Here is a 9,448-nt window from a genome sequence, read left to right on the forward strand (position 1 = left end):
ACAGTGAGTGTAGTTGATGTAGCCGACCACTTTGGCTGCACGACCCTGTTTAGTTGGGTCGTTGTTATATTGTCCGAGCCAGCAGCAAATGATGTGTTAGCTTCCAGCACTTGATAGTTCCTAGACGGGACACCATTCCAAGCCTGCGTTAGCGAATTGAATGTTGTCGAAGCTGCTATGAGGCAACCGCTTGCCTCGACATCAATAATCACTCCGTTCGCAGTAGAACTACTGCCATCGTAGAGGGCTTCGATAAGCACAGGAACCGCTCCTGTTATGCTCCATCCGTAGATCAGGCAGTTGTTTGCAGAACCAGCCAGAGTTACCGCTACAGTCGCTGTTGTACCCGAAGTGATGGGTCCGCTTGAGCGGTAAAGGCTTAGACCGGCTTGAACGCGTAAACCTATAGCAGCACTACCGCCTATCGTTACGCCTGATTGTGTGGAACCAGAGCGGGCAGCAATCGCAAACACGACATACCTGCCCGCAGAGGCCGTTCCAATAGGAAGTGAAAGGCTATACGAAGTTGCGTTTGTCGTGCTGGAGACAGCACCGGTGTATGAGCTTACCAGCGGAACAACCGGAGCCGGTTTTGCCAGCACACCCATCGTGAGAGGCATCCCAAGCAGCATGTGCCTGGAGACCTCAAGGCTCTCCGGCTTGACGATGGCAGGCCTGGGCAGGATGATCGGGGGGTTCTCTGGCGCGACGAGGCCAGAGGCGAGCATGGCGGCGAGGGCGGGCTTCACGATCATGTTGCGATGTCTCCGATGAGCACCCATTCGTTGGTGCCTTTCTTCCAGAGGGTGGCGCCTGAGTACTGACCGGCAAGCTTGAGCTTCGATCCGGAGGAGCGGATCGTGACCCCGGCGCCGCCGACCGTCACCTGCCCTGCACCGTATTGCAGGAGGTCGATCCGGGTCCCTGTGGGAAAGGCCACAGACGCATTGGCCGGGATCGTCAGCGTGATGGCCGCCGCGTTGTTGAGGGTCACAAGCTTTCCTGCGTCGGCGAGAACAAACGTGTAGCTCGTGCCGGTCTGGGCATTTTCCGGGACCGTGGTGACAGTATCGTGGACCTGTGCGGTGGTGGCGATCTGGGTGCTGTCGGCATAGGCCGCGGCACTGGGAGCGGTGGGGGTTCCGGTCAAGGCGGGCGAGGCCAGCGGGGCCTTGCCGTCCAGAGCCGTCTGGAGGCTGGTCACATCCGCGATTACATGGCTGTGGGAACTGTTTGCCTTCCCGTTGAGCGCCGTCTGGGTCGCCGTGGAAACGGGCTTGGCGGCATCGGAGGTGTTATCAACCTCTCCGAGGCCCACGTCCGCCTTGGCCAGCGTCACGGCGCCGGTCTTGCCCGCAACCGAGCGGACGGGCCCCACCTCAAGGATGGTGTCGGCACCGTCGTTCTTCCTCAGGTAGAGCTTGCCGTCGTATGTGTTGACGGCGAGCTCGCCCAGGTCGAGATCGGCCGTCTGCGGGGCCTTTCCGGCGACCGCGGAGCGCTTCAGCTTGATTCCCATGCGGGCTCTCTTTCAGTTGTCGTATGGCCGGGACGGGTGAAGCAGTGGCGCGCCAGAAGGTACCACCTCAGAACGTGCCCCCGTCGATGGTCACGCCATCAATGCTGCCCCCGGTGATGGCGACATTGTTCGCGGCCTGGGTGGCGAGCGTGCCGAGGCCGAGGGTGGTGCGGCCAGTGGCGGCATCGGCGTCATCGACCAGCGAGCGCCCGAAGGCGGTGAAGGTGGCGAGGGCGAAGGTGTCCACGCCCGTGGCGTAGGGTAGCCGGTCGGCCACGGTGGACAGGCCGGCAAGGGCCGTGAGGGTTGCGTCCAGCGGCTGGGCGTCGGCGATGCCGTAGCCTGCGAGGGTGGTGGGGTTGGTGCCGCTGGTGACCCGGCCATATGTGTCAACCGTCACCGAGCGGTAGGTGCCTGCCCCCACACCAGTGGTGGCCAGATCGATGCTGTCGGCGTTGACCACGATGCGGGCCGATGACGCGGTCACAACGTCGAGGGTGTTACCCGTGCGGGTGAGACCGGCGCCCGCCGAAACCTGCCCCGCCCCGCTGAACTGGACGAAGGTGATGGAGGTCGTCCCAAGCGTGCCGCCCGGATCGACGGTGCAGAGGAAGCCCATGTCGGCGTTGACGGTCCCTTGCTCGACGAAGAGATAGGCCGAGATCCGAGTGCCGCTGGCCGGCGGGGATGATGGGGAGCTTGCCGCTCATGCCAGCACCTCACCGATCAGCGCAGCGTCGGCTCCATTGCCGGTCACCGCCGTGTAGAGCGCATCCAGGCGATTGGCCTCGGCAAGGCATTCGAGGCCCTTGCGCCGCATGAACCGGCGCGCGTCGTCGAGCAGATCGGGCTCCGCAATAAGATCCGGGACCGCGACGTATTCTTCGGCGCTTTCGACGAAATAGGATTTCGAGCGCAGATCGCTGACGAGGGGCGCAAAGGCGTCGCAACGGTCGGCAAAATCCGTCTGGCGCTCCACGTCACGCCGGTTGCGCAGGATCCGCTTCACCTCCGAGATGATCCCGGTGCGCAGCATCCGCATCGCTCCTTCCGCGCGGGCCTGCGAACAGGTCAGCGGGAAAGCGGCCTCCATGATGTGATCGGCGATTTTCGGGGCATTGTTGCCGAGCTGGGACGCGACGTCCCAGACGCGCTCGGCAAATGCCGCTGATTGACTATCAAGCATCGAACCACTCCTTGATTTTGGTGAAACATTCCGCCCCTCGGGCGATGGCCTTGACGTCGAGGTGATGAAACGGGCCCGCCCTGGCCTCGCGCATGCCTTCGCGAGCAAGCGCGAGCTTGTCGTCCGTGGCCCATTCGGCGAAGGCGCGGAACGTGCCGGTGACATGCTGCCAGGCGGCCTGTTGCGGCGTGGGCGGGACGTAGAGCGGGTTCCGGCGACTGGGCTTGCGCTCAGGCCGCAGGCCCCGCATGGCCGCGTCAACGACCATCTTGCGCAGCGCTGCGCGCGTCGGCTCCTCCCCGCGGGCGAGTTTCTCGTCGAGGCTGCGGCGGACGATGCCGGGCTCAGCCTCCTCGGCATCGCGGATCACTCGGGCCTCGTGGACCTCCTTGTGGGAGAGGCCGAGATCGGCAGCCGTTGGAACTTTCTTCTCGTCGGGAAGAAGGTCCGTCCGCTGACCCTGCGCGGACACAACGCCACTTTCACGCGCCAGATCGTATTCATCCGCGAGACGCCTTTTCGCCTGTGCTTCAATCACAAGGGAATCAGCTTGGGCACGATGGGCAGCGGCGATGAGTTCATCGTAGGCATTCTTGGCCTTTGCCAGCCGGGCCGTTCGCTTGGCGATGTCATAGGCAAACGAGGCAAGCTCGCGGGCTTCCAGTACCTCGGCTGCAGTCCTCGCGTTGCTGAGCGTAGCCGCCGCATGATCGACAAGCTGCGGAAGGCTCGAGTCGGCCTGATGGTAAATGGCGGGCACGCTCATGCGTCACCTGCGGGATCGGTGGTGAGGCGGAAGCTCTGCGCGCCGGCCTGAACGGTGCGGGCCGGTTCGAAGACCTGCCGGATGTGACGCGGCCAGGCGGCGAACCTGCGCTCGGACACCTTCAGGATCACGTCGACGTATTCGCGGGGGTCCTCGCCGTCGGCGGCGATCCGGTCAACGAGGTCCGCCAGCAGGTCCTGCTTCCACTCGACCTTTTTCGGCAGTTCCGCCACCACCGTGACGCTGCCGTCGTCGAAACGGGCGATCCCGAAATCCTTGCCGTCCTGCTCGCGTGCCGCGGCGGCCCGTTCGCGGTACCTGACGATGAGCGCGCCATCGAGCCAGGCCACGGCGGCCCTGGCCTTGCACAGCGCGGCGTCGGCTTCCCGCTGGAGCCTAGCCAGTTCCTCGGGGGGCAGCGCCACGAGGTCGGCGACGGGCAGATGGACCAGCGCCTCCAGTGTGATCTGGTTGGGGATGGTCATGGGCGCTGCCCCCGTCCCCGGAAATTGCGCTGTAAACCGATCATGCAAGTTCTCCTGTGCTTGTGGTGTGGTCATCGACAGCAACCGAAGCACAGGGCGGAGATGGGCGGATAGGCGGAAACAGGCGGAAACAGGCGGAAAGGCTGTTTCCGCCTATCTAAAACAGCCATATTACAATGGGTTATCGAGCATTTTCCGGGAAGATAGGCGGAAACACCCAGGCCTCGCGCCGGGGGCTGCGCGCAACGTCGAAAAAGGATTCGACAGTGAGTGTGATTTGGAACATAAGCGGAACTGTGACATTAAGTGAGTGGTTAAGAGCAATGACCCAGATCACCCTCCGTGCCGCCTATCCCCACACCCCCGCCATGGAACCGAGGCCGATGAAGGCGCAGGCCGTCTGGGCCCTCGCCGATACCGTCCGCCGCCAGGTGCTGGGCTCCATGCACCGGGGCCCGGTGGAACCGCGCATGGTCGCCGCGCGGCTCAAGGGGGCGGTGGTCAACGGCATCGCCATGCACTTCATCTGGGACTTCGGGAACACCATCCAGGACGAGCGCCGCCGCCAGGTGGCGGGCTTGTGCGAGCACTCGCCCGACGAGCCGGGTCAGATCATGATCAGCATCAATCCCCGCGAGGTCGCGGACCGCCCCGACCTCGAGCGCAGCACCTTCGGCCATGAGCTGGGCCACGGCCTGTTGGACATGCCCGCCGCCGTCCATGAGCGCCGCGGGCTGCGGATGGAATATGTGAGCGAGGCGTCACGCCGGTTTCGCAGGCTGGGCGGGGGTACTTCTGGGCCCCAGGAGATGGACTGGGACGAATGGCGCGCCAACGAGTTCATGGGCGCCTTTCTCGCGCCGCCGGTTGCCTTCCACCAATGCCTGGTGCGGCTGGCCAACGAGCACGGCCTGCCGCTGCTCAACCGCCCCTCGCTCGGCAAGATGGGTCTTCCCATCATTGACATCCGGCGCGCCGACGTCGATGCGCTGGAGCAGACCGTGGACCGCCTCGGCGAGGCTTTCGGCGTCACGCCGGACTTCGCCAGGGTGCGCATGCGGAAATACGGACTGATCACGAAACAGAAGGAATAATCATGCCATTTGGCGCCTTTGTCAGGACACGGCGCATCGAGCTGGGGATCGGCCTCAACGACATCTCCGGCCGCCTCGGCGTCTCGCCGGCCTACTGGTCGCGGGTCGAGCGCGAGCTCGAAAACCCGCCGCGCGATGAACTCATCGAGAAGACCGCCGCCATTCTCGGCATGCGGCTTGACGATCTGTTCATCGAGGCCGAGCGGTTTCCACCCGACATGCAGAGGGACATCGGCAAGGTCGTGCGCGCCTACCGCCGGTTCCGCTCCATCGACGAACGATACAAATGACGGGGGCTCGCCACCATGCTTCTGCCGCGGAGACAGACATTCATGCTGCCGGACATTGCCGCGCGCTGGAACGTCACCATGGCGGACTTCGGCTGCCTTGCCGTGGACGAGATCCTCACCTTCTCGACGGTGGTGAGAGGCATTCGCGTCGACACCAGCTATGACGAGCAGACGGCCGAGGGTGAGATCTTCCGCGTGCCTTGCGGGCCCCGTTATCTCAGGGGCGTCCAGCAACTCTATGGCGTCGACATCTGGCGGGTCTTCCGCGGCGAGCGGGTCAGCATCTTCAGGTTCAAGTCGAGTGAGCCGCATTCCCACCTTGAAATCGAACACGACCACGACTGCTTCGAGATCGGCCTCGAGGATCTCGTCCTGACACGCCCCGAGATCGAGAAATTCGAGGCGGCCAACAACATTGTCGTGGAAACGAAGCAGGCCGCCGTGCAGCAGCCGGCCGCCCGGACAGCGCGGCGCCCGGCCGGACCCGGCACATCCGCAAAGCACGACTGGGACGGCTTCCACATCGAGATGTTCCGCAACGTCTATGAGAACGGCCTGCCGTCTTCACAGGCGCTTCTCGTCCGCAAGCTGATGGAATGGTTCCACGCCACCTCGGATCAGCCTCCGGACGAGAGCACGGTCAGGAAGAAGGTGTCGCGGTTCTGGCATTCGGGGGTGTGCAGCTGACCGGCGTCGCCCACGCGTGGGGGCAACATGGAGGCGTAGGGATTCTGTCTCACCCGATGCGGCGCGACCCGCCCCGCTGCGATGACGGCAGCCTGATCAGCGTCGCCATGGCGTTGGCGAGGTTCTCCGACACGGGCTCGCCGTCGATCTCCTGCTCGAGGAACCAGGCCACGAGGTTCTCCTTCTTTGCCTGTGCCCGGTCCGACATCTGGAACGCGCCGATCGCCGCCTGCATGAGTTCGAGATAGGGCGTGGTGTAGGCTGGCTCTGTCCCGCCGGGCGAAGGCGGGAGGTCCAGCCAGATGGCCTTCACCGCGAAACGCGGCACACGGATGTCGATGAATTCCCCGTCGCGCAATTCGAGGTTCTCCTGAAACCCGAACCGGCCCTCGCGCCACTGATGCGGAAGGATCGCTTCCTGATGGCCAGAATGGAAATCCCAGCTGGACGAGCCGGAGGCGTAGCGCTCGCGGCGCTGCTTCGACAGCCGGCCCGTCGCATGAAGATCGCCGTCCTTCAGGGCGATCAGGAGTTCCCTCATGGCGATCTCCTGGGCCTGCTGCACCGGATCGCCGCTTCGGTACCACTGCGGCGCCGCACCCTGCGCGCCGGATGGCGGCGTGCCAGCCAGTTCGATCTGCCGCAGGATCAGCCGCGCCACGTGTTGCCGGGCCTCGCGAAAGCTCCACCGCTGGCGGTCCAGGTCTTCAATGAACATGGAAATCTCCCGGGCTGACTGGCAAGAACATACAGGGAACGATCAAACGGTTCAACCCTCTCTCTCGCGACGGGGGTTCACCCCTTGACCCACCCGGGCCTGCCTGAGCTTCACCCCTTCGAACGTAGCGGCGCCATTGGTGGATTTGGCAGAACGCGTGCATGCCAAACGCCCTCCACCCCAACCGCATGACCCCTGCCGAACGCCTCGCCGAGTTGGGCCGCATTCTCGCCGCTGGGCTCATCCGCATGAAGACGCGGCAGTCCAGTCCTTTATCTGCTGACCGTGGAGAAAGTCACGTCGACATATCTCGCCTGAAGAGCGGTCATGCAATCCGCGACTCACAAGGAGGCATGACACGATGAGCGATAAAGTGCTGGCGCGACTGGCCGCGCTGAAGACCACCCCAACGCCCAAACTCAAGGAGCAGTGGCGGCAATTGTTCGAGAGCGAACCGCCCGCCTTCAATCGGCGCTACCTGGAAAGCCGGCTGGCCTACCGGATCCAGGAACTGGCCTATGGCGGCTTGAAGCCCGAGACGGTGCGGCGGCTGGAGAAGCTGGGCGAGGAACTGGACGGCGGCAGCAAGACGAAGCGGCAGACGCGCGCTGACAGCAGGCCGATCTCTGGGACGCGCCTCATCCGGGAATATCAGGGCGTCGAGCACTGCGTCACGGTACGGGATGACGACTTCGAATATCAGGGGCGACCCTACAAATCCCTGTCTGCCATTGCACGTGTCATCACGGGTACGCCGTGGAGTGGGCCCGTGTTCTTCGGCCTCAAATCCAGCGCGAGGGCATAAGAATGAACAAGCCTGCAACGCGAAAACTGCGCTGCGCGATCTATACGCGCAAATCCTCCGAGGAAGGGCTCGAGCAGGAATTCAACAGCCTCGACGCCCAACGCGAGGCGTGTGAGGCATATACCGCCAGCCAGCGCTCCGAGGGCTGGGTGCTGGTGCGCGATCACTATGACGACGGCGGAATCTCTGGTGGCACGCTGGACCGTCCTGCCCTGCAGCGGCTAATGTCCGACATCGAGGACGGCCTGTTCGATGTGGTTGTCGTCTACAAGATCGATCGCCTGTCACGATCACTGATGGATTTCTCCAAGCTGGTCGAAGTTTTCGACCGCAACAACGTGACCTTCGTGAGCGTCACCCAGAGCTTCAACACCACTACGTCAATGGGACGCCTGACGCTGAACATTCTGCTCAGCTTCGCCCAGTTTGAGCGGGAGGTCACGGCCGAGCGCATCCGGGACAAGGTCAAGGCCAGCCGGATGAAGGGCATTTTCATGGGCGGCACACCGCCATACGGCTACAAGCCGAAGGATAGGAAGCTTGTGATCGAAGACGAGGAAGCCCGGAACGTCCGGTGGATCTTTGCCCGATTCCTGGAAATCGGCTCGGCCACGGAGCTTGCGCGGGAGGTTGTAAGAAAAGGCATCCGCACGCCGCGCGACAATGCCATGAGCAAGAACTTCCTCTACCGTATGCTGAACAACCGCGCCTACATTGGGGAAGCCGTCCATAAGGGCACCGGCTATGCGGGAGAGCACGAGCGTCTGATCGATCAGAAGACATGGGATCATGTCCAGTCCATCCTGAAGGAAAACCCACGCCTTCGCGCCAGCAATACGCGCGCCGAGACGCCTGCCCTGCTCAAGGGCCTGCTCTACGGGCCGGATGGCGCCGCCTTCTCACCGACCCACACCCGCAAGGGCGACCGCCTCTACCGCTACTACGTCAGTCAGACGGTCCTGAAGCACGGCGCTGGCAAATGCCCCGTGGCGCGGGTGCCGGCGGCTGAGATCGAGGCCGCCGTCATCGGCCAGATCCGCGGCATGCTGCGCGCACCAGAGGTGGTCGTGGCAACCTGGCGCGCCGCGCAGCCGGAATGTGAGGGCTTGGCGGAAGGCAATGTGCGCGAAGCTTTGACGGCTCTCGACCCGTTGTGGGCCGAACTCTTCCCCGCAGAGCAGGCGCGCATTGTACAATTGCTGATCGAGCGCGTAGACATCGGCTCCGACGGTCTGAGGCTGAAGTTCAGGGACAAGGGACTGGCGCAGATGGTGGCGGAGGTCGGCACCATTACCGGCAAGAGCCGAAAGGCGGCGGCATGACCGAGCAGACTGTCACGGTGCCATTCACCATCCGCAAGCGCGGCGGGCGAATACTCGTAATGACGCCGGACGGCTCAACAGCCGCGCCGACACCAAGGGCTCGGGTCGACAGCGCCCTGCTCAAGGCCCTCGCACGCGGCTTCCGGTGGCGGAAACTGCTGGAGACGGGCAAGATCGCCACTATCGAGGAAATTGCAGAGGCTGAGAATATCAACCCATCTTACATCAGCCGGGTGCTGCGCATGACGCTGCTGGCGCCGGAGATCGTCGAGGCCATACTGTCAGGGCGGCAGCCGGAGGGGCTGACGATGGCGCAGGCGATGCGGCCGTTTCCAGCAGAATGGAATTGCCAATCTTTCGCTTCACTTCGCCATCGTCACCAACCTGAGCTGGCAGGCGGTTAAGGTCGTCGCTCTCTGAAGCATGCGCGGCACCTGCGAGCCGTGGATCTAGGAAGGCAAGGTCGCGACCAAGTGAACCCGCTTGTCATGCCGCAGGTTGCCGGCGCCACTTGCCAAGGTCGGGTCTTGCCAGAGTTACCAATTCGCGCAAAACTCGACCGAAATCAGGCGGTCA

General features: G+C 63.7%; 13 protein-coding genes. 6 read left to right on the forward strand and 7 right to left on the reverse strand.

Annotated features, from left to right (window positions below):
* The 6 genes from ACILRA_RS14495 to ACILRA_RS14520 form a co-directional block, all read right to left on the reverse strand.
* Positions 1-755: hypothetical protein (locus ACILRA_RS14495; protein ID WP_395662801.1), on the reverse strand; the 755-nt coding region annotated here is incomplete at its 3' end.
* The gene (locus tag ACILRA_RS14500; protein ID WP_395662802.1) at positions 752-1,519 is read right to left on the reverse strand and encodes a hypothetical protein; all 768 of its coding nucleotides are present in this window, start codon (positions 1,517-1,519) and stop codon (positions 752-754) included. The genes ACILRA_RS14500 and ACILRA_RS14495, both read right to left, overlap by 4 nt.
* A 67-nt stretch (positions 1,520-1,586) precedes the next feature.
* Positions 1,587-2,138: a hypothetical protein gene (locus tag ACILRA_RS14505; protein WP_395662803.1), complete on the reverse strand. Its 552-nt coding sequence runs from the start codon at positions 2,136-2,138 to the stop codon at positions 1,587-1,589.
* Between the two features lie 87 nt (positions 2,139-2,225).
* Positions 2,226-2,705: a hypothetical protein gene (locus tag ACILRA_RS14510; protein ID WP_395662804.1), complete on the reverse strand. Its 480-nt coding sequence runs from the start codon at positions 2,703-2,705 to the stop codon at positions 2,226-2,228.
* Positions 2,698-3,471 carry a hypothetical protein gene (locus ACILRA_RS14515; protein ID WP_395662805.1) on the reverse strand — a complete coding sequence of 258 codons (774 nt, stop codon included), beginning with the start codon at positions 3,469-3,471 and terminating at the stop codon, positions 2,698-2,700. The genes ACILRA_RS14510 and ACILRA_RS14515 overlap by 8 nt, the downstream gene beginning before the upstream one ends.
* Positions 3,468-4,031, reverse strand: coding sequence for a hypothetical protein (locus ACILRA_RS14520; protein WP_395662806.1), 564 nt, complete (start codon positions 4,029-4,031; stop codon positions 3,468-3,470). The genes ACILRA_RS14515 and ACILRA_RS14520 overlap by 4 nt, the downstream gene beginning before the upstream one ends.
* Positions 4,032-4,279: 248 nt before the next feature.
* Between ACILRA_RS14520 and ACILRA_RS14525 the strand changes: the two genes are divergently transcribed.
* The 3 genes from ACILRA_RS14525 to ACILRA_RS14535 are packed head-to-tail and all read left to right on the forward strand — an operon-like array spanning position 4,280 to position 6,027.
* Positions 4,280-5,050 carry an ImmA/IrrE family metallo-endopeptidase gene (locus ACILRA_RS14525; protein WP_395662807.1) on the forward strand — a complete coding sequence of 257 codons (771 nt, stop codon included), beginning with the start codon at positions 4,280-4,282 and terminating at the stop codon, positions 5,048-5,050.
* A gap of 2 nt (positions 5,051-5,052) precedes the next feature.
* Positions 5,053-5,340, forward strand: coding sequence for a helix-turn-helix domain-containing protein (locus ACILRA_RS14530; protein WP_395662808.1), 288 nt, complete (start codon positions 5,053-5,055; stop codon positions 5,338-5,340).
* A 42-nt stretch (positions 5,341-5,382) separates the two neighbouring features.
* The gene (locus tag ACILRA_RS14535; RefSeq protein WP_395662809.1) at positions 5,383-6,027 is read left to right on the forward strand and encodes a hypothetical protein; all 645 of its coding nucleotides are present in this window, start codon (positions 5,383-5,385) and stop codon (positions 6,025-6,027) included.
* Between the two features lie 49 nt (positions 6,028-6,076).
* Here the strand turns inward: ACILRA_RS14535 and ACILRA_RS14540 are convergent, their stop codons facing one another.
* Positions 6,077-6,745: a hypothetical protein gene (locus ACILRA_RS14540; protein ID WP_395662810.1), complete on the reverse strand. Its 669-nt coding sequence runs from the start codon at positions 6,743-6,745 to the stop codon at positions 6,077-6,079.
* A gap of 361 nt (positions 6,746-7,106) precedes the next feature.
* Between ACILRA_RS14540 and ACILRA_RS14545 the strand changes: the two genes are divergently transcribed.
* Genes ACILRA_RS14545 through ACILRA_RS14555 form a run of 3 tightly spaced genes read left to right on the forward strand, consistent with a single transcriptional unit; the run spans position 7,107 to position 9,276 of the window.
* The gene (locus tag ACILRA_RS14545; protein WP_395662811.1) at positions 7,107-7,550 is read left to right on the forward strand and encodes a DUF2924 domain-containing protein; all 444 of its coding nucleotides are present in this window, start codon (positions 7,107-7,109) and stop codon (positions 7,548-7,550) included.
* 2 nt (positions 7,551-7,552) lie between these two features.
* Positions 7,553-8,872, forward strand: a complete 1,320-nt coding sequence (locus ACILRA_RS14550; RefSeq protein ID WP_395662812.1) for a recombinase family protein — start codon at positions 7,553-7,555, stop codon at positions 8,870-8,872.
* Positions 8,869-9,276, forward strand: coding sequence for a hypothetical protein (locus ACILRA_RS14555; protein WP_395662813.1), 408 nt, complete (start codon positions 8,869-8,871; stop codon positions 9,274-9,276). The genes ACILRA_RS14550 and ACILRA_RS14555 overlap by 4 nt, the downstream gene beginning before the upstream one ends.
* Positions 9,277-9,448 lie beyond the last annotated feature (172 nt).

Source organism: Aestuariivirga sp. (assembly GCF_044239095.1).
Classification (GTDB): Bacteria; Pseudomonadota; Alphaproteobacteria; order Rhizobiales; family Aestuariivirgaceae; genus Aestuariivirga.

Bases quoted from the DNA above. Each gene is read 5' to 3' on its own strand.
- ACILRA_RS14500 (WP_395662802.1), bottom strand. From the start codon at position 1,519: ATGGGAATCAAGCTGAAGCGCTCCGCGGTCGCCGGAAAGGCCCCGCAG.
- ACILRA_RS14545 (WP_395662811.1), top strand. From the start codon at position 7,107: ATGAGCGATAAAGTGCTGGCGCGACTGGCCGCGCTGAAGACCACCCCA.
- ACILRA_RS14510 (WP_395662804.1), bottom strand. From the start codon at position 2,705: ATGCTTGATAGTCAATCAGCGGCATTTGCCGAGCGCGTCTGGGACGTC.
- ACILRA_RS14505 (WP_395662803.1), bottom strand. From the start codon at position 2,138: ATGGGCTTCCTCTGCACCGTCGATCCGGGCGGCACGCTTGGGACGACC.
- ACILRA_RS14520 (WP_395662806.1), bottom strand. From the start codon at position 4,031: ATGACCACACCACAAGCACAGGAGAACTTGCATGATCGGTTTACAGCG.
- ACILRA_RS14550 (WP_395662812.1), top strand. From the start codon at position 7,553: ATGAACAAGCCTGCAACGCGAAAACTGCGCTGCGCGATCTATACGCGC.
- ACILRA_RS14530 (WP_395662808.1), top strand. From the start codon at position 5,053: ATGCCATTTGGCGCCTTTGTCAGGACACGGCGCATCGAGCTGGGGATC.
- ACILRA_RS14535 (WP_395662809.1), top strand. From the start codon at position 5,383: ATGCTGCCGGACATTGCCGCGCGCTGGAACGTCACCATGGCGGACTTC.
- ACILRA_RS14525 (WP_395662807.1), top strand. From the start codon at position 4,280: ATGACCCAGATCACCCTCCGTGCCGCCTATCCCCACACCCCCGCCATG.
- ACILRA_RS14540 (WP_395662810.1), bottom strand. From the start codon at position 6,745: ATGTTCATTGAAGACCTGGACCGCCAGCGGTGGAGCTTTCGCGAGGCC.
- ACILRA_RS14555 (WP_395662813.1), top strand. From the start codon at position 8,869: ATGACCGAGCAGACTGTCACGGTGCCATTCACCATCCGCAAGCGCGGC.
- ACILRA_RS14515 (WP_395662805.1), bottom strand. From the start codon at position 3,471: ATGAGCGTGCCCGCCATTTACCATCAGGCCGACTCGAGCCTTCCGCAG.